14 protein-coding genes are annotated in these 18,885 nt (G+C 70.9%); 7 read left to right on the forward strand and 7 right to left on the reverse strand.

Annotated features, from left to right (window positions below):
* Positions 1 to 281: 281 nt before the first annotated feature.
* A complete protein-coding gene (locus ASF75_RS01750) occupies positions 282 to 2,768 on the reverse strand; it encodes a DNA topoisomerase (ATP-hydrolyzing) subunit A (protein ID WP_056068470.1) in 2,487 nt (828 codons plus the stop codon).
* A gap of 43 nt (positions 2,769 to 2,811) precedes the next feature.
* Between ASF75_RS01750 and ASF75_RS01755 the strand changes: the two genes are divergently transcribed.
* A complete protein-coding gene (locus ASF75_RS01755; RefSeq protein WP_056068471.1) occupies positions 2,812 to 3,978 on the forward strand; it encodes an alkaline phosphatase family protein in 1,167 nt (388 codons plus the stop codon).
* 31 nt (positions 3,979 to 4,009) lie between these two features.
* On the opposite strand, the gene sepH is transcribed toward ASF75_RS01755, so the two are convergent.
* A complete protein-coding gene (gene sepH / locus ASF75_RS01760) occupies positions 4,010 to 5,038 on the reverse strand; it encodes a septation protein SepH (protein WP_159556382.1) in 1,029 nt (342 codons plus the stop codon).
* Positions 5,039 to 5,335: 297 nt separating this feature from the next.
* Between sepH and ASF75_RS01765 the strand changes: the two genes are divergently transcribed.
* Entirely contained in the window at positions 5,336 to 5,635 is a 300-nt protein-coding gene (locus tag ASF75_RS01765; RefSeq protein ID WP_017886098.1) for a DUF4193 domain-containing protein, read from the forward strand.
* Between the two features lie 129 nt (positions 5,636 to 5,764).
* On the opposite strand, the gene ASF75_RS01770 is transcribed toward ASF75_RS01765, so the two are convergent.
* Positions 5,765 to 6,196, reverse strand: a complete 432-nt coding sequence (locus tag ASF75_RS01770) for a DUF3093 domain-containing protein (protein ID WP_042537043.1) — start codon at positions 6,194 to 6,196, stop codon at positions 5,765 to 5,767.
* 63 nt (positions 6,197 to 6,259) lie between these two features.
* On the opposite strand from ASF75_RS01770, the gene dut reads away from it, so the two are divergent.
* From dut to dxs, 5 genes are all read left to right on the forward strand, one after another.
* Complete coding sequence (gene dut, locus ASF75_RS01775; protein WP_017886100.1) at positions 6,260 to 6,751, forward strand: dUTP diphosphatase; 492 nt, start codon at positions 6,260 to 6,262, stop codon at positions 6,749 to 6,751.
* Positions 6,748 to 7,470 carry a DUF3710 domain-containing protein gene (locus ASF75_RS01780; RefSeq protein WP_017886101.1) on the forward strand — a complete coding sequence of 241 codons (723 nt, stop codon included), beginning with the start codon at positions 6,748 to 6,750 and terminating at the stop codon, positions 7,468 to 7,470. The genes dut and ASF75_RS01780 overlap by 4 nt, the downstream gene beginning before the upstream one ends.
* 32 nt (positions 7,471 to 7,502) lie before the next feature.
* Complete coding sequence (locus ASF75_RS01785) at positions 7,503 to 8,282, forward strand: DUF3159 domain-containing protein (RefSeq protein ID WP_017886102.1); 780 nt, start codon at positions 7,503 to 7,505, stop codon at positions 8,280 to 8,282.
* Positions 8,283 to 8,410: 128 nt separating this feature from the next.
* Positions 8,411 to 11,248 (forward strand): aconitate hydratase, encoded by a 2,838-nt coding sequence (locus ASF75_RS01790; protein WP_056068473.1) that lies wholly within the window; start codon positions 8,411 to 8,413, stop codon positions 11,246 to 11,248.
* A gap of 150 nt (positions 11,249 to 11,398) precedes the next feature.
* Positions 11,399 to 13,336 (forward strand): 1-deoxy-D-xylulose-5-phosphate synthase, encoded by a 1,938-nt coding sequence (gene dxs / locus ASF75_RS01795; RefSeq protein ID WP_056068476.1) that lies wholly within the window; start codon positions 11,399 to 11,401, stop codon positions 13,334 to 13,336.
* A 124-nt stretch (positions 13,337 to 13,460) separates the two neighbouring features.
* Here dxs and ASF75_RS01800 read toward each other — a convergent pair whose 3' ends face one another.
* The 4 genes from ASF75_RS01800 to ASF75_RS01815 form a co-directional block, all read right to left on the reverse strand.
* Entirely contained in the window at positions 13,461 to 15,599 is a 2,139-nt protein-coding gene (locus tag ASF75_RS01800) for a 3-hydroxyacyl-CoA dehydrogenase NAD-binding domain-containing protein (RefSeq protein WP_056068478.1), read from the reverse strand.
* A 2-nt stretch (positions 15,600 to 15,601) separates the two neighbouring features.
* Positions 15,602 to 16,801 carry a thiolase family protein gene (locus ASF75_RS01805; protein ID WP_017886106.1) on the reverse strand — a complete coding sequence of 400 codons (1,200 nt, stop codon included), beginning with the start codon at positions 16,799 to 16,801 and terminating at the stop codon, positions 15,602 to 15,604.
* Positions 16,802 to 16,950: 149 nt separating this feature from the next.
* The gene (locus ASF75_RS01810; RefSeq protein ID WP_371830317.1) at positions 16,951 to 18,294 is read right to left on the reverse strand and encodes an HRDC domain-containing protein; all 1,344 of its coding nucleotides are present in this window, start codon (positions 18,292 to 18,294) and stop codon (positions 16,951 to 16,953) included.
* A complete protein-coding gene (locus tag ASF75_RS01815; protein WP_017886108.1) occupies positions 18,291 to 18,872 on the reverse strand; it encodes a DUF3000 domain-containing protein in 582 nt (193 codons plus the stop codon). Before ASF75_RS01815 ends, ASF75_RS01810 begins: the two co-directional genes overlap by 4 nt.
* Positions 18,873 to 18,885: the final 13 nt, after the last annotated feature.

Genomic DNA, 18,885 nt, shown 5'->3' on the forward strand with positions numbered 1-18,885 from the left:
CGGACTTCTGTCGCTTCCGCGTCGGCGGCGCGAGCGGTCCGGACGCGACTGGCCCGCGCCTCCCGGCCAGCGAGTCTCGCGGTGGGCGACCGGACTCGGGTGCCGGACGGCGAACGATGTCGCGCAGGCCGAGTCTCGGTGCCGCCAGAGCGACACCGTGCCGCCTCCGTGCGCGGTCCGTGCCGCCGAAGCGACAGTGTCCCGCGAACCGTTCGCGGGACACTGTCGCTCTCGCGAGCGAGCGAGCGCGCGCAGCGGACGGCCGGCCGGCCGGCGCCCGCCTACGCCTCGCCGGCGGTGCCGTCGAGCGTCGCGGCGCTGCCGCCGATCGAGCCGATGACGGCCTCGAGCGGTGCACCCGACCCGTCACGCTTCGACAGCCAGTCGGGCAGGGTGCGGGCGGCGCCGTCGGTGCCGACGGCGTGCGGCGGCGCGATGCCCGCCCAGCCGACGGTGAGCCCGTCCTCGCCCTTCAGGAACGCGTGCGCCCGGACACCCTGGGTCGCGCGGCCCTTCGCCGGGAACTCCGACAGCGCGGACACCTTGGCGCGGCCGGCGTCGGTACCGGGCAGCGCGGTCGAGGTCGTGGACACCGTGGCGACCACGGCGTCGTCGGAGCGTGCGACGGACCCGAACCAGATCACGGCGGCGCCGTCGGCCAGGGCCATGCCGGCCACTCCACCGGCGGGCAGCCCCTGCGCCCGGACGACGGACGCCGGGAACCGCAGCAGCTGCGCGTTCGAGCTGATGAACACCAGGTCGTCGGACTCCGGGGCCTGGGCGGCACCGACCACCGCGTCTCCGGGCTTCAGGCCGATGGCGACGAACTCGGGCTTGTCCGGCCAGGCGCCTGGGACGACGCGCTTCACGACGCCGTGCGCGGTACCGATCGCCAGCGAGTCCGACGATGCCCCACCGAGGTCGACGAGCGCGACGACCGTCTCGCCCTTGGTGAGCGCCAGGAAGTCGGTGACCCGGACGCCGGCGTCGAGCCGGACCGCTGCGGGCGGCACGGCGGGGACGTCGACGGGGGAGAGCCGCAGGACCCGCCCGGTGGAGGTCAGGGCGCCGAGCTGCCCGCGGACTGTGCTCACCACGGCGGAGCGGACGGCGTCGTGCTTCGAGCGCTTCGGCACGCGGACGATGCCGAGTTCCGACGTCGGGATGTCGACGCGGATGAGCCGCCCGGTGGTCGAGAGCAGCACGCGGCAGGGGGAGTCGGCGATCTGCAGGGACTCCGGGTCGACCGCGGCTTTCCGACCGCCCTTGACCGGGGCGTCCGCCTCGGTGAGCAGGGTGCGGCGCGGGGTCGCGAACTTGTCGGAGACCTCGGTCAGCTCGAGGGCGACCTGCGCGCGGAGCCGTTCGTCGGACGCCAGCAGTTCTTCGAGGGCGGCGATGTCGGCGAGCAGCTGGTCACGCTCGGCCTCGAGCTCCATCCGCGAGAACTTCGTCAGGCGACGCAGGCGCAGCTCGAGGATGTACTCGGCCTGCACCTCGGACAGGTCGAAGACGTCGCGCAGGCGGTTGCGCGCCGCCTCGGAGTCGTCGGACGTGCGGATGACCTGGATGACCTCGTCGATGTCGAGGATCGCGATGAGCAGACCCTCGACCAGGTGCAGCCGTTCCTTGCGACGTGCCAGGCGGTACTGCGACCGGCGTGTGACGACGTCGAGCCGGTGCTGCACGTAGACGTCGAGGAGCTCGCGCAGCCCGAGGGTGCGGGGTGACCCGCCGACCAGGGCGACGTTGTTGATGCCGAAGCCGTCCTCGAGCGGGGTGTGCTTGTAGAGCTGCTCGAGCACGGCGGTGGGGTTGAAGCCGCTCTTGATGCCGATGACGAGCCGGAGCCCGTGGTTGCGGTCGGTCAGGTCGTTGACGTCCGAGATGCCGACGAGCTTCTTGGACTGGACGCCGTCCTTGATCTTCTCGATGACGCGCTCGGGGCCGACCAGGTAGGGCAGCTCGGTGACGACGAGGCCGACCTTGCGCGGGGTGAGGTTCTCGACGCTCACCTTGGCTCGGGTGCGGAACGAACCGCGGCCGGTGGCGTAGGCGTCGCGGACCCCGGAGAGCCCGACGATGGTGCCGCCGGACGGCAGGTCAGGCCCGGGCACGAACTCCATGAGCTCTTCGAGGGTGGCCTGCGGGTTCATGAGCAGGTGCTTCGCGGCCTCGACGACCTCGCCCAGGTTGTGCGGTGCCATGTTCGTCGCCATGCCCACCGCGATGCCGGAGGCACCGTTGACGAGCAGGTTCGGGAACGCCGCCGGCAGCACGCCGGGCTGCATGATCTGGTTGTCGTAGTTCGGGACGAAGTCGACGACGTCCTCGCCCAGGCCCTCGGTCATCGCCATCGACGGTTCGGCGAGCCGTGCCTCGGTGTAGCGGGCTGCAGCGGGACCGTCGTCGAGTGAGCCGAAGTTGCCGTGGCCGTCGACGAGCGGCACGCGCATCGTGAACGGCTGGGCCATCCGGACCAGGGCGTCGTAGATCGCGCCGTCGCCGTGCGGGTGCAGCTTGCCCATCACCTCGCCGGTGACGCGGGCGCTCTTGACGTGTCCGCGGTCGGGGCGCAGCCCCATCTCGGCCATCTGGTACAGGATCCGGCGCTGCACCGGCTTCAGGCCGTCGCGGGCGTCGGGCAGTGCCCGCGAGTAGATGACGGAGTACGCGTACTCGAGGAAGGAACCCTGCATCTCCTCGGAGACGTCGACGTCCTCGATGCGCTCACCGTCGGGCAGGCCGACTACATCCGTGCGTGCCATGGCACCTTTCTGGAAGACCAGAGTCGTCTGGAAGACTCGTGGAATGGGAACAAGCGTACCGACGGCCCCCGACGGCGTCGCGAACCTCGCCGACGTCTTCCCGAGTTGCCTCGTCGCGCTCGGTGCTGCGGACGATGCGTGGTTGCGTGGCAACGGCCTGGAGGCCCGGATCACCCTCCGCCCCGCCCGCTCGGCGATCGTCGTGCTGGTCGACGGCCTCGGGTCCGCCGCGCTGTCCGCGCGCGCCGGGCACGCCCGCTGGCTGACCGGCGCGAAGGGCACCGGCACCGCGAAGAAGCTGCGGAGCGGGTTCCCGACCACGACCGCGGCCGCACTGAGCACGCTCACGACGGGCCGTTCGCCCGGCACCCACGGGGTGATCGGCTACAGCGGCTGGAACCCGGACACCGGTGCCGTGATGAACCTGCTCGGAGGCTGGGACACCGAGGTGCCCGCCGACTGGTTCCTGACGCAGACGCTGTTCACCCGGGCGGCTGAGCTCGGACTCGACCCGGTCGTCGTCGGGCCGGACCGGTACCGATCGTCCGGGATGACCGCGAACGTGCTCGGCGGTGCGCGGTACGTCTCGGCGGACTCGATCGCCCAGCGGGTCGACGCCGCCCTGGCCGAGACCGACTCCGGTCGGTCGCTCGTCTACCTGTACGTGCCGGAGCTCGACTCGATCGGCCACAAGTCCGGCTGGCAGTCCGACCGGTGGACGGCCGCGCTCGAGTTGCTCGACGGGGAACTCGCCCGGCTCGAAGCCCGCAGCGCCGACGACGTGGGCGTCCTGGTGACGGCGGACCACGGTGTGCTCGACGTGCCGGACCACGCGAACATCGCAATCGACCCGCTGCTGCTCACCGACGTCGTCGGTGTCGCAGGAGACCCGCGCTGCCGACAGCTCACGGTCGCACCGGGCACCGACGTCCGCGCCCTCGTCGGTGCGTTCCGCGCGCGCTACGGCAAGAAGGCGTCCGTCGCCAGCCGTGCCGAGGCGATCGAGGCCGGGTGGTTCGGGCAGGTGTCCGACGAGGTGGTGCCGCGCATCGGTGACGTACTCGTCGTGGCACGTGGCTCGTGGGCGTTCAACGACGACCGAGCCCTGCGCGAGGACGAGACACCGAAGCGCATGATCGGCCAGCACGGCGCGATGACCGACGAGGAGACGATCGTCCCGCTCCGGCTCGCCGGCGCGTTCGCCCACTAGGGACGTCAGCGCGGCCGCGCGGTGGTCCGGATCAGGCGGGGTCGTCGTCCGGGCGGGTGCCGAAGACGATCTCGTCCCAGCTCGGCATCGAGCGGCGGCTGCGCTTCTTGCGTTCGCCACGGCTCTCGGGCTCCGGCGCCGAGGCCGGACGGCCGTCGGTCGACTGCGGTGCGGTGTCGTTCGCGCCGCCGTCCTCGAATCCCTGCAGCGGGATGTCGACGACGCTGATCGAGGTCCCGCGGGCGGGCTCGTCACGCTGTTCGCCGAAGGACGCGGCCTCACGCTCACCACGGCGACGGCGCAGCGCCTCGAGCAGGTCGGCGGTCTCGTTGCCGGGAGCACGTTCTTCCACGGTGGCCTGGCCGATGCGGGGCAGTGGCGCACGGAGCGGTGCGTGCTGGGACGGTTCGGGCTCGGCGGCCGGCTGCTCCGGCTCGTCGACGCGGAAGGCTCCGGAGTCGAAGCGGGTGCCGTCGTCGTCCTGCTGCTCGAACTCGACCGCACGCAGGCGCGGGGCGATGCCCTCGTCGTCGGTGTGCGACAGCCGGTGGGCGTCACCGTTGTCGGGCGCGAGGGTCGAGGTCTTCGGGTCGAAACGCCACTGGGCGTCGTGCTCGACCTCGCCCGCGGTGTAGCGGACTCGGACCTGCCAGCCGCTCTCCGGGTGCTTCCAGGAGCCCCAGGTGATCGCGGTGGCCTCGCCGGCCTCGAGCTTCGCGGTGATCGCGGGACCGAAGGTGTCGGGGGCCTCGTCGTCGACCGGGGTGACCGGGACGCGGTGCGAGGCGTCGAGGATGAAGGCCCGCTCCGCCAGGACCGGACCCTCGAAGCGACGGACGTACTCGACGTCGACGTCGAGCGCGGCAGCCACGTCGGCGGCGTCGGCGCCACCGCGGATCCGTGCCTGGACGTCCTTGGGGGAGACCCGCTTCTGCGGACCGGCGTCGGGGTTCGCCTGGCGCACCTGACCCGCCAGCGACGACGAGACGGGCAACCGGAACTCGGTGCCGCCGTCGGTCGCCAGGAGGAGTGCGCCGGACTCGACTCCGATGACTCTCACGTCTTGCATGGTTCCGCCTTCCCAGCGTCGCGTACGGTCCTGCTGTCGTACCCCGTGAGTATGCAGGGAGGACGGACGGTTTCCGGGGAGGCGCACGGGCGTGCCGCGCACATCCGCAGGCCGATCCGAGAGCGCGCCGGAGCCCGGCAACGGGTGTCGGGAATGTCCGGTTCGGGTCACCGGTTGCACAGCCAGCACGACCCGCCGCAGCACTCGGTTTGCGCATCGGCGGGGCGTGGTGCAAACTGTCGCCGCCGATCACCCGGCGACGACCTCTCGATACGAGAATGGATGGGCATGGCCACCGATTACGACGCCCCCCGGAAGACCGACGACAACTCTGACTCAGAGTCGATCGAGGCCCTCAAGGAGCGCGTTCCCGACAAGATGTCGGGGGTCGTCGACGATGATTCCGACAACCCCGGCAGCTTCGAACTCGCCGGGCAGGACCTCAGCGACGTCGACCTCGACGTCGTGGTGCTGCCCCCGCAGGTCGATGAGTTCACCTGCGTCGAGTGCTTCCTCGTGAAGCACCGTTCCCAGCTCGACCACGAGTCGAAGCTCGGACCGGTCTGCGCGGAGTGCGCGTCGCTCTAGCGAGCACAGCCGCGTCGTCCTCGACGCAACGATCAGCGAAGGCCCCGCGTCCCGATGGGATGCGGGGCCTTCGTCGTGGGCTGCGAGGCGGGGCCGAGCCGCGCCTCCAGGGCCGTTGCCCGGAGTCCGTCAGGACCGCAGCGCCTCGACGACCTTGCCCGGGTGGCGGACGCTGACCAGCCAGTAGGGCGTCGGGTCGGCGTCGTCGCGTACCTCGACCTTGACGACCCCCCGCACGTAGCCGCGGAAGAGGGTCCAGGCGCGGGCGTCGAGTGCCGGGCCGCGCTGCTCGGTGGCCGCCGTGCCCTCGAACGCCTCGGTCGTGCCCACGAGCGTCCGGGGGAGGTGTGCCCTGCCCGCGCGGAACTCGGTGTCGGTGACCTCGATGGTGGGTGCGAGTACCCACAGGAGCACGAGGACCCCGAGCTCCATCCCGATCGCCACGAGGACGCCGGCCAGGACGCTGATGGGGAGGAAGACGAGCAGGGTGGCGGGGATCACGAGCGCCGTCGCCAGGTACAGGGCGGGCGGGGCCCAGAGTCGTTCGCGGTACAGGGTCACGGGTCCATTCGATCACGAGCGGACGAGGTCACGGAACGGTCACGGCTGCACTACCCTCGTCACGTGACCGAACCAGTCGACGTCCTCTGGACCGGGGAGCACGCTCCCGGCCACGCCCACCCCGGCGACGCGGGTGCCGATCTCGTCTCCACCGAGGCCTTCGTGCTGCAGCCGGGCGAGCGACACCTGGCCGCCACCGGACTGCGGATCGCGCTGCCCGAGGGGTACGCCGCGTTCGTGGTCCCGCGCAGCGGCCTGGCGGCGAAGCACGGCATCACGATCGTGAACAGCCCCGGCACCGTCGACTCCGGCTACCGCGGCGAGATCAAGGTCGCGCTGCTCAACACGGACCAGACGGAACCGTACGAGGTCCACGTGGGCGACCGCATCGCCCAGTTGATCGTGATGCCGGTGCCGCAGGTGACCTACACCCGGGTCGACGAGCTGCCGGACAGCGTCCGCGGACAGGGCGGGTTCGGCTCGTCGGGCTACGGTGACCGGAGCGGCGCCGTGCACGGTGCCGCCGCAGACGCTCAGGAAGGGACGCGCGCATGAAGTTCGGCCGACGCAAGCAGGACGAGGTCGAGGTGGCGGACGCCGTCGCCGACGACATCGAGGTCGCGGACACGTCCCCCGAGGTCGACATCGCGACCGATGCAGACGCGGACCACGACGAGGTCGACGCGGTCGCCCCGACGGACAAGTCCGCTCCGGACGACCGGGCCGAGAACGGCCCCCACGACGAGACCGAGGCGAACCTGGTCCGCCCCTACGTCGACCTGGGCGGGGTGAAGGTGCTCCCGCGTGAGGGCCTGCACCTGCGCCTCGAGGTCGAGGAGGGCTCGCAGCGCGTCGTCGCGGTCGGGCTCGACTACGACGACTCCACGCTGCAGGTCCAGCCGTTCGCCGCGCCCCGGTCCACCGGCCTGTGGCACGAGATCCGCGCCCAGATCGCCGAGCAGATCGAGCGCCAGGGCGGTGTCGTGACCGAGGTCGACGGCCCGTTCGGCCCCGAGCTCCGGGCGTCCGTGCCGGTCGCCGTGGATGGTGACGGCGGCACCGCCGGTTCCCGTCCGGCCCGCTTCGTCGGCGTCGACGGCCCGCGCTGGTTCCTGCGCGGCGTGATCGCCGGCAAGGCCGCCGAGCAGCCCGACGACGCCAGCGAGATCGAGGAGCTGTTCCGCAGCGTCGTCGTCGTGCGCGGCACGACGCCGATGCCGCCGCGCGACCTCATCCCGCTGCACATGCCCAAGTCGACGCAGACCGCGATCTGACGGCCTGACGAGCAACCCCGCCTGGAGGCACGGTGCCGGACCACGACGACACCCCACGACCCGAGACGGCTGGCCCCGACCCCGCTGCACCGGCAGCTGAGTCGTCGGTGGCGCCGTCGTTCTCCGCGCAGTTCCGTGACGCGGTGCAGAACGCCGGCATCGCCCGCGTCGCGCCCGGCGAGGCACCGTCCGGTCGGGCCCTGCTGGGCGCGGTCGGCGGGGTTCGTGGGCTCGCCGAGTCGGTGCTGCCCGGGTTCGCGTTCCTGGTCGTCTACGCGATCACGAAGGAGCTCGTGCCCAGCGTCGTGATCCCCGTGGTCGTCGGCCTGGTGTTCGTGGTGCTCCGGCTGGTGCAGCGGCAGTCGGTGACGATGTCGTTCGCGGGCATCCTCGGCGTCGCGGTCTCGGCCGGCCTCGCGCTCATCACCGGCCGCGCGGAGAGCAACTTCATCCCCGGCATCATCATCAACGCGGTCTGGCTCGTCGGGCTGCTGATCACGCTGGCGATCCGCTGGCCGCTCATCGGGCTCGTCGTCGGCTTCCTGCTGCCCGCGAACGAGGACGGCTCGCACGTCGACTGGCGTGCCGACCCGGTCAAGCGGCGGGTCCTGACGGTCGCCACCTGGATCTGGGTCGGCCTGTTCGCCGTCCGGCTCGCGGTGGAGGTCCCGCTCTACCTGACAGCGCAGGTCGAACTGCTCGCCGGGCTGAAGCTCATCCTCGGCGTGCCGCTGTACGCGGCGGTGCTCTGGGTGACGTGGCTGCTGGTCCGCACCGTGTTCGTCCGGCGCGACGACGTCGCCGCGGTGTAGAGTTCTCTCGACATCAAGATAGTTCCTGCCGGGCGCGCACGTGTCCGCGGGATTAGGTTTGCCTTGCTGGTGGGACGGTCCACGGCCCGCGAGGATGAGGGCAAACCGATCAGTAGGGAGGCGGCACGGTGGCTGCAGTCAATAGCTTCGGCTCGAAGGACACACTGTCGGTTGGGGGTGTCGACTACGCGATCCACCGGATCGACTCGGTTCCCGGGCACGAGAAGTTGCCCTACAGCCTGAAGGTGCTGCTCGAGAACCTCCTCCGCACCGAGGACGGCAAGAACGTCACCGAGGGGCAGATCCGGGCGCTCGGCTCCTGGCGGCCCGACGCGGAACCCGACACCGAGATCCAGTTCTCGCCGGCGCGCGTCGTCATGCAGGACTTCACGGGTGTGCCGTGCATCGTCGACCTCGCCACCATGCGCGAGGCCATGGCGGACATCGGCGGCGACCCGAACAAGATCAACCCGCTGTCGCCGGCCGAGATGGTCATCGACCACTCCGTCATCGCCGACCTGTTCGGCAGCACGGACGCCCTGCAGCGCAACACCGACCTGGAGTACGAGCGGAACGGTGAGCGCTACCAGTTCCTCCGCTGGGGCCAGACCGCGTTCGAGGACTTCAAGGTCGTCCCGCCCGGCACCGGCATCGTGCACCAGGTGAACATCGAGTACCTGGCGAAGGTCACCTACACCCGTGACTTCGACGGTGAGACCTACGCGTACCCGGACACCCTGGTCGGCACCGACTCGCACACCACGATGGTGAACGGCCTCGGCGTGCTCGGCTGGGGCGTCGGCGGCATCGAGGCCGAGGCCGCGATGCTCGGCCAGCCCGTGTCGATGCTCATCCCGAAGGTCGTCGGCTTCAAGCTCTCCGGCGAGATCCCCGCCGGCGTGACCGCGACCGACGTGGTGCTCACCATCACGCAGGAGCTCCGCAAGCACGGCGTCGTCGGCAAGTTCGTCGAGTTCTACGGCGAGGGCGTCAGCGCCGTCCCGCTCGCCAACCGCGCCACCATCGGCAACATGTCGCCCGAGTTCGGTTCCACCGCGGCGATCTTCCCGGTCGACGACGTCACGCTCGACTACCTGCGCCTGACCGGTCGCGACGAGGCGCAGATCGCCCTGGTCGAGGCGTACTCCAAGGCCCAGGGCCTGTGGCACGACGCCTCGGTCGAGCCCAACTACTCCGAGTACATGGAGCTCGACCTGTCCACGGTCGTGCCCTCCATCTCGGGCCCGAAGCGTCCGCAGGACCGCATCGAGCTGTCGAAGGCCAAGGACCAGTTCGAGGTCGACCTCGCCAACTACGCGAGCATCGACCACAGCGAAGAGGACAAGGCCGTCGCCGACACGTTCCCGGCGTCCGACCCGGTGGCCGCGGCCCCCGGTGACGAGCACGCCGTGGACGACCTGCAGGACGCCCCCGGGTCCGAGGTCCCCGTGCACGCTTCGAGCGCGCCCGGCACCGTCTCGAAGCCGACCTCGGTCGCCATCGCCGACGGCGACCCGTTCACGATCGACCACGGTGCCGTGGCGATCGCCGCGATCACGTCGTGCACGAACACGTCGAACCCGTCGGTCATGATGGCCGCCGGCATCCTCGCCCGGAACGCCGCGCAGAAGGGCCTCACCGCGAAGCCCTGGGTGAAGACCACCCTCGCGCCGGGGTCGAAGGTCGTCACCGACTACTACGAGAAGGCCGGTCTCACCACCTACCTCGAGCAGCTCGGCTTCTACACGGTCGGCTACGGCTGCACGACCTGCATCGGCAACTCCGGCCCCCTGCCCGAGGAGATCTCGCAGGCAGTGCAGGACAACGACCTCGCCGTCACCGCGGTGCTCTCGGGCAACCGCAACTTCGAGGGCCGCATCAACCCCGACGTGAAGATGAACTACCTGGCGTCCCCGCCGCTGGTCATCGCGTACGCCCTCGCCGGGTCGATGCACTTCGACTTCGACAAGGACGCCCTGGGTACCGACCAGGACGGCAACGACGTCTACCTGACCGACATCTGGCCCGACGCGGCCGAGGTGCAGCAGGTCATCGACACCTCGATCGACACCGAGATGTTCACCCACGAGTACGGCTCCGTGTTCGAGGGTGACGACCGCTGGAAGAACCTGCCGACCCCGACGGGCGACACCTTCGAGTGGGACCAGGAGTCGACCTACGTCCGGAAGCCCCCGTACTTCGAGGGCATGACGATGCAGCCCGACGCGGTGTCGGACATCTCCGGTGCGCGGGTGCTCGCGAAGCTCGGCGACTCGGTCACGACCGACCACATCTCGCCGGCCGGTTCGATCAAGGCCGACAGCCCCGCCGGTCAGTACCTCGCCGAGCACGGCGTCGACCGCAAGGACTTCAACTCCTACGGCTCGCGTCGCGGCAACCACGAGGTCATGATCCGCGGCACCTTCGCGAACATCCGTCTGCGCAACCAGCTGCTGGACGGCGTCGAGGGCGGGTACACCCGTGACTTCACGACGCCGGACGGCGAGCAGTCGTTCATCTACGACGCCTCGGAGCACTACCAGGCGCAGGGCATCCCGCTCGTCATCTTCGGTGGCAAGGAGTACGGCTCCGGCTCGTCCCGTGACTGGGCGGCGAAGGGCACGAACCTGCTCGGTGTCCGTGCGGTCATCACCGAGAGCTTCGAGCGGATCCACCGCTCGAACCTCATCGGCATGGGCGTCGTCCCGCTGCAGTTCCCGGCGGGCGAGACGGTCGAGTCCCTCGGCCTCGACGGCACCGAGTTCGTGTCGATCTCCGGGCTGACCGAGCTGAACGAGGGCCGCACCCCGAAGACGGTGCACGTCACCGCGACGCCGAGCGAGCACTCGCCGGCCGGCAAGCAGCCGATCGAGTTCGACGCGGTCGTCCGCATCGACACCCCCGGCGAGGCCGACTACTACCGCAACGGCGGCATCCTGCAGTACGTGCTCCGCTCGCTCGTCTGAGTCCGTTGAACGACAGGAGCGACGTGCGCACGGGTCGCTGACGCGACCACAGGACGGACGGGAGGCCCGTGGCGACACCGCCACGGGCCTCCCGTCCGTTGTCGGGTCCCGAGAATAGAGTGGGCCGACAGCCCCACGAAAGGAGCGCCCGTGAGCCTGCTCGCCAGCATCACGTCGCCGCGCGACCTGAAGCGTCTCTCCGACGCGCAGATGACCGACCTCGCCGCCGAGATCCGACGCTTCCTGGTCGCCGAGGTCGCGAAGACCGGTGGGCACCTCGGGCCGAACCTGGGTGTCGTCGAGCTGACGCTCGCGATGCACCGCGTGTTCGACTCGCCGAACGACCCCTTCGTCTTCGACACCGGGCACCAGTCGTACGTGCACAAGCTCGTCACCGGGCGGCAGGACTTCTCCAAGCTGCGCGAACGCGGTGGCATCGCCGGCTACCCGCAGCGCAGCGAGTCCGAGCACGACATCGTCGAGTCCTCGCACGCGTCGTCGTCGTTGTCGTGGGCGGACGGCATCTCCCGCGCGTTCGGGCAGACCGGCCAGACCGACCGCACCGTCGTCGCGGTGGTGGGGGACGGCGCGCTCACCGGTGGGATGACGTGGGAGGCGCTCAACAACATCTCCGACGACAACGACCGGCGCCTGGTCATCGTCGTCAACGACAACGGCCGGTCGTACGCCCCGACCATCGGTGGCATGGCGCGGTTCCTGAGCTCCGTGCGCACTCGCCGCGAGTACCGGGCCCTGTACGAGAGCACGCAGGCCGTGGCGGCGCGGTTCGGTGCTCCGGGTCGTGCGGTGTACCGCGGCATGCGCGGGGGCCTGCACGGCTTCCTGTCGCGACTGACGAACAACGAGGCGCTGTACTCGAACCTCGACATCAAGTACATCGGCCCGGTGAACGGGCACGACCAGCAGGCGATGGAGGCTGCGCTCCGGCAGGCCAAGGAGTACGGCGCTCCCGTGATCGTGCACGTCATCACGGAGAAGGGCCACGGCTTCGAGCCCGCCCTGCGCGACCAGGCCGACCAGTTCCACGCCGTCGGCCACATCGACCCGGAGACGGGCGAGTCGCTCGACGCCGCGTCGGGCCCCTCGTGGACCTCGGTGTTCGCGTCCTCCCTGGCCGAGGCCGGCGCCTCGGACCCTCGGATCGTCGCGATCACGGCGGCGATGCTCCGGCCGACCGGGCTGCACCTGTTCCAGGAGCAGCACCCCGACCGCGTGTACGACGTCGGCATCGCCGAGCAGCACGCCGTGACGACCGCCGCGGGCCTGGCGTACGGGGGACTCCACCCGGTCGTGGCGCTCTACGCGACGTTCCTGAACCGGGCGTTCGACCAGGTGCTGATGGACGTCGCCCTGCACAGGGCCGGCGTGACGTTCGTGCTCGACCGTGCCGGCATCACCGGTCCGGACGGCCCGTCGCACCACGGCATGTGGGACCTCGCACTGCTGCAGGTCGTGCCGGGGATCCGGATCGCCGCACCACGCGACGCCGCGACACTGCGTGAGGAGTTCCGCGAGGCGATCGCCGTCGACGATGCCCCCACCGTGCTGCGGTGGTCGAAGGGGCAGGTCGGGCCGGACATCCCCGCGGTCCGTCGTCTCCCCGACGGTGTGGACGTGCTGCACGCCGCCGCGGACGACGTCGAGGACGTCCTCTTCGTCGCCGTCGGGTCCATGGTGCCGGTGGCACTCGAGGCCGCGGCGCTGCTCGAGGCGCAGGGCATCGGCGTCACCGTCGTGGACCCGCGCTGGGTGGTCCCGATCCCGGGTTCGCTCATCGAACTGTCGCGCTCACACCGGCTCGTCATCACGATCGAGGACGGCGTGCGCGTCGGCGGCGTCGGGACTCGGCTGCGGCAGGACCTGCGCGCCGCCGGGGTCGACACCGGGGTGAACGAGCTCGGGCTGCCCGACGCGTTCATCGACCACGCGACGCGGTCCCAGATCCTCGCCGACGCGGGGCTGACGGCGCAGGCCATCGCCCGCGACGTCATCGACCAGGTCGTCGGGACGAAGCTGCCGCAGGCGAAGCCCGCGCGCTCTCGCGAGTCCGCCGCGTCCGACCGCTGACCGCTCGGCCCGGGTCCGGTCAGGGTCCGGGTCCGGGTCCGGTCAGCAAAACACCGGTGTTCGCGCTGCACTCCGCGGTTTGCGGGTGTTCGGTGCGCGAACACCGGTGTTTTGCGTACTGGGCCTAGCGGGAAGCGGGGCCGACGATCCGGGGCTCGTGGAACGTACCGCCGAAGACACGCTCGGAGGCACCGGAGCGGTCCAGGTACGGGCTGATCCCACCGGCCTGGAACGGGTAGCCGGCGCCGAGGATGAGCCCGAGGTCGATCTCCTCGACGTGCTCGACGACCTTGTCCTCGAGCATGCGGTGCAGCTCGTCGGCCAGGGCGTCCTCGAACCGGCGCTGCATCTCGGCGGCGTCGACGGGCTTCGCGTCCTTCTTGGACGGTGCGACGAGCTTCACGGCGGCGGGGTCGTACCCGGTCGCGTTGCCCTTCTTGTCGCGGGTCAGGATCGTCCCGTGCTCGGCGATCTTCTTCAGGCCGTCGCCGGGGTAGAAGCGCTCCGGCCAGGCGGCGTGGTGCGAGTCGAGCACGTGCGCACCGACCGGCAGCCCGACGAGCTCGAGCAGCTCGAACGGCGACATCGGCAGGCCGAGCGGTGCGGCACCCTGGGCGACGGTGTCGAACGAGGTGCCTTCCTCGACGCCGCGCATCGCCTCGCCGAGCACCCGGGCGAGCACCCGGTTGACGACGAAGCCGGGCTGGTCCGCGGTGATGACCGCGGTCTTCTTCAGGGTCTTCGCGACGGCGAGGGCGGTGACGAGGGCCTCGTCCGAGGTCTTCGCCGCGCGCACCACCTCGAGCAGCGGCATGACCGCGACCGGGTTGAAGAAGTGGAAGCCGACGAGCCGCTCCGGGTTCGTCAGGACCGACGCCATCTCGTCGACGGAGAGCGATGACGTGTTCGTGGCGAGGATGGCGTCCGGGGCGATGACCTGCTCGATCTTCCGGAAGACCTCTTGTTTGACGGTCATCTCCTCGAAGACGGCCTCGATCACCCAGTCGGCGTCGGCGAAGGCGTCGTACGACACCGACCCGCTGACGAGTGCGGTGATGCGGTTGGCGTCGTCGGGGGAGATCCGGCCCTTGTCGAGCAGCTTCGTGACCTCGCCGCGGATCCGCTCGACACCGGCGTCCACACGGGACTGGTCGACGTCGGTGATGACCACGGGGACCCCGAGACGGCGGGCGAAGAGCAGTGCGAACTGGGAGGCCATCAGCCCGGCGCCGAGGACACCGACCTTGGTGATCTTCTTCGGTTCGACACCTTCCGGAGCGCCGACGGGCTTCTTCGCGCGCTTCTGCACGAGGTCGAAGGCGTACATCGACGCGGCGAACTGGTCGCCGGACAGCAGGTCGGCGAGGGCGTCGTCTTCGTCGGCGAACCGTTCGTCGAGCGAACCCGACTTGGCGGCGGCCACCAGGTCGAGTGCTCGGAACGGCGACTTCGGCACGGTGCCGATCTTCGACGCCACCTGGCCACGCGCGACCTTGACGACGGTGCCCCATGCCGCCTTCTCGAGCATGCCCGGCTCGTTCTTCCGCACCACCTTGGTCGCGCCGGTGATGACACGATCGGCCCAGGCAACGGACGAGGGCAGGAACGTGACGGACGGCACCAGGACGTCGCCGATGCCGATCTCGACCGCGGCCGGACCGTCCATCAGGCGGTTGTTCTTGAGCGGGTTCTCGACGATGACGCGGAGCGCGCGCTCCGGGCCGATCAGGCGGGGGAGCAGTGTCGCGCCACCCCAGCCGGGGATGATGCCGAGGAACACCTCGGGCAGGCCGATGCCCTGCGCGGCGGACGAGAAGGCCCGGTACGTGCAGTGCAGGGCGATCTCGAGCCCGCCCCCGAGCGCCAGGGTGTTCACGAACGCGAACGACGGCACTCCGAGGTCGGCGAACTTGCGGAGTGTGGCGTGCCCGAGGGCGGCGAGGTCGTGCGCGGCCTCGCGCGACGGGACCGCTGCGGCCTGGGACAGGTCGGCCCCAGCCGCGAAGCAGTACTCCTTGCCGGTGATCGCGACGCCCTGGATCGTGCCGGCGGCGGCCTCGGTCCGCAGGGTGTCGAGCACCCCGGACAGTTCACGGAGCGTGCGGGGTCCGAGGGTGTTCGGCCGCTTGTAGTCCTTGCCGTTGTCGAGCGTGATGAGTGCCAGCGTGCCGCCCGATGGCATGGTCACGTGCTTCACGAACGAGTGGGTGACGACCTCGTCCTCGCTGAGTTCGGCCAGTCGGTCGTTGTCGACGATGGTCATGGTCACGCCCCCTTCCGAGCGGAACGCTCGGCCGACTTGCTGTGGTTCGGGTTCTCCCAGATGACGGTGCCGCCCTGGCCGAGCCCGATGCACATAGTGGTGATGCCGTACTTGACGTCCGGTCGCTCGGCGAACTGCGCCGCGAGCTGGTTCATGAGTCGGACACCGCTCGACGCGAGCGGGTGGCCGACGGCGATGGCGCCGCCCCACGCGTTCACGTTCGGGGAGTCCTGGGCGATGCCGTAGTTGTCGAGGAAGGCGAGCACCTGGACGGCGAACGCCTCGTTGATCTCGAACAGGCCGATGTCGTCGATCGACAGCCCGGCCTTCGACAGTGCCTTGTCGGTGGCGGGGACCGGGCCGACGCCCATGACCTCGGGCTCGACGCCGGCGAAGGCGAACGACACCATGCGCATCTTCGTCGACAGGCCGTGCTGCTTCGCACCGTCCTCTGACGCGAGCAGGCTCATGGTCGCGCCGTCGTTGAGTCCGGCTGCGTTGCCGGCGGTGACCCGTCCGTGGGGCCGGAACGGCGTCTTCAAGGCGGCCAGCGCCTCCAGGGTGGTACCCGGCCGGGGCGGCTCGTCGGTGCTGATGACGTCCCAGCCGTCGCCCTTGTTGACCTCGACCGGGATGACGTCGGGCTGCAGCTTGCCGTTCGCCCAGGCGGCGGCGTAGCGCTGCTGGGACTGCACGGCGTAGGCGTCCGTGCGGTCCTTCGTGATCGCGGGGAAGCGGTCGTGCAGGCGCTCGGCGGTGGCGCCCATGACGAGGGCGTCGCTCGACACCATGCGCTCCGCGACGAAACGCGGGTTGGGGTCGGCGTTGAAGCCCATCGGGTGGCGGCCCATGTGCTCGACCCCACCGGCGATCGCGACGTCGGCGGCACCGAAGGCGATGGCACCCGCGAGCGTCGTGACACTCGTCATGGCGCCAGCGCACATGCGGTCGATCGCGTAGCCGGGCACCGACTTCGGCAGGCCTGCGAGCATGCCGACCGTGCGCCCGAGCGTCAGGCCCTGGTCACCCTGCTGCGTGGTCGCGGCGACGGCGACGTCGTCCACCGCTGCGGTGTCGAGGGAGTCGTTCCGGTCGAGCAGTCCGCGCATCGCGTGCACCGCGAGGTCGTCGGACCGCGTCTTCCAGAACACCCCCTTCTCGCCGGCTCGTCCGAACGGTGTGCGAACGCCGTCCACGAACACGACGTCTGATGCCTTTGGCAATCCGGGCCTCCCAGATCCTCTTCGATCGGGCCGGAACGCAGGTCGCTCCGGCCTGGCCGGGCCTCGCCCGGCGACCCTGCCGACGCTATGCCCCCACCCTGGGCGGCCGCATGCCGGTTGGGCAGTTCCTACGACTCGTCGTCGTCCGTCGCGGCGGGCCGCTGTGCAGCAACGACAAAGGCCGACGCGATGATCGACGAGAGTTCCTCGACCTGCCACGGGCGCGCGTCGTGCTCGGCGAGGGCGGCTCCGACCAGTTCGGTCGACACCGGCGACGGCGGTGCCCACGACACGAGCCGGAGCGTCTCCGGCGTGAGCAGGTTCTCGAGCGGGATGTCGAGCTCCTCGGCACGCTTCGTCACCGCGGCGCGCGCGGCCTTGTACCGGCGGTCGGCCGCGGGGTTGCGGTCGGCCCAGGCGCGCGGCGGCGGGAGCGTCGCCTCGCCGGCACCACGCAGGCGGGGGAGGTCCTCGGTGGTGCGGCCCTCGTCGACGGCGGCCCACCAGCGGTCGAGCTCGGAACGGCTGGCGCGGCCCGTGAAGGCCTTCAGCGCCCCCAGCTCGGCGCGCGACTCGGGTGCGGCGGCCGCAGCGGCGACGATCGCGGCGTCGGGGATGGTGCGGCCCGGGGCGATGTCCGCCTGTCGGGCGTACTCGTCACGGGCGAGCCACAGCGACCGGGCGATCGCCAGGGCGCGGGCACCACGGAGCGCGTGCATGCCCGACAACCGACGCCACGGCTCGGCGCGGGCCGGCTTCGGTGCACGGTGCAGCACCGCGTCGAACTCCTCGGCCGCGATGCGGGACTTGCCGGCCTCGTCGAGCTTCTCGGCGAGGGCGTCGCGCAGGTCGGGCAACAGCTCGACGTCGAGCGATGCGTAGACGAGCCACGACTGGGGCAGGGGACGGGTGGACCAGTCGGCGGCCGAGTGCGCCTTCGCCAGGGTGATGCCGAGCAACTGCTCGACGACGGCACCGAGGCCGACACGGGGGAAGCCGGCGATGCGGGCGCCGAGTTCGGTGTCGAAGATGCGGGTCGGGACGAGGCCGACCTCCTGCAGGCACGGCAGGTCCTGCGAGGCGGCGTGGAACAGCCACTCCTCGTCGACGATGGCGTCCTGCAGGGCGGAGAAGTCGCCGATCGGGATCGGGTCGAACAGGAACGCACCGGCACCACGGCGGAACACCTGGATCAGGTACGCGCGCTGCGAGTAGCGGTAGCCGCTGGCGCGTTCGGCGTCGACCGCGACCGGGCCGTGCCCGGCGGCGATGGCGGCGACCGCGTCGAGGTACTCGTCGTGCGTGTCGATGACCTTGACGGCGTCGTGCGACGCCTCGAAGGCGGGGCCGGCAGCGGCGGCCGGAGCAGCCGAGCCGGCAGCGGCGGCCGGAGCAGTCGAACCGGCAGCGGCAGCCGGAGCAGCCGAGCCGGCAGCGGGGCTGGCGGCGTCCTGGGGAGCGGGATCGGTCACTTGGCGAGCCTCCTCGGGGCCAGCAGGGTCACGCCGTCCGATGCGGGAGGCAGACCGGCGAGCATGGCGACGATGTCCTGCCAGGCCCGGACGTGTGCGGTGAGGTCGTCGCCGCGTGGTGTCCACGACGCGCGGAGTTCCAGCTGGGCGCCGTCGCCCTGTGCGGCGAGGTCGCCGTACCCGCGCGAGATGATCTTGGTGGCCGTGCCCGAGGCGTGGTCGTACGTCGCACCGTGCGACTCGAGCGCGTCGACGAGCCAGCTCCACGTCACGTCCGCGACGAACTCGTCGACGCCGATCTCCGGTTCGAGCGGCGCCTGGGCGAACGAGACGACGCGGAACGCGCCACCCCAGCCCTCGGGTTCTTCCGGGTCGTACAGGGCGATGAAGCGCCCGGTGCCCAGGTCCGACTCGACGCCGTGCGCGGTGCCGGACACGTCCGCCGCCAGGGCGATCGAGAACGGTGCGATCCGGGTCGGCGAGGGGATCTCGGTGACGGTGGTCTCGGCACGGCCGCTGCCGCCGGACACGAACGCGCGGAGCCGCGCGAAGGCGTCGGGCTCTCGGGTTTCGGACACACATGCAGACTAG

Origin of the sequence: Curtobacterium sp. Leaf154 (assembly GCF_001424595.1) — a bacterium.
In the GTDB taxonomy this organism is placed as follows: Bacteria; Actinomycetota; Actinomycetes; order Actinomycetales; family Microbacteriaceae; genus Curtobacterium; species Curtobacterium poinsettiae.

Coding starts and splice junctions, on each gene's coding strand:
- ASF75_RS01755 (WP_056068471.1), top strand. CDS start 2,812: ATGGGAACAAGCGTACCGACGGCCCCCGACGGCGTCGCGAACCTCGCC.
- ASF75_RS01780 (WP_017886101.1), top strand. CDS start 6,748: ATGAAGTTCGGCCGACGCAAGCAGGACGAGGTCGAGGTGGCGGACGCC.
- ASF75_RS01765 (WP_017886098.1), top strand. CDS start 5,336: ATGGCCACCGATTACGACGCCCCCCGGAAGACCGACGACAACTCTGAC.
- ASF75_RS01750 (WP_056068470.1), bottom strand. CDS start 2,768: ATGGCACGCACGGATGTAGTCGGCCTGCCCGACGGTGAGCGCATCGAG.
- ASF75_RS01800 (WP_056068478.1), bottom strand. CDS start 15,599: ATGACCATCGTCGACAACGACCGACTGGCCGAACTCAGCGAGGACGAG.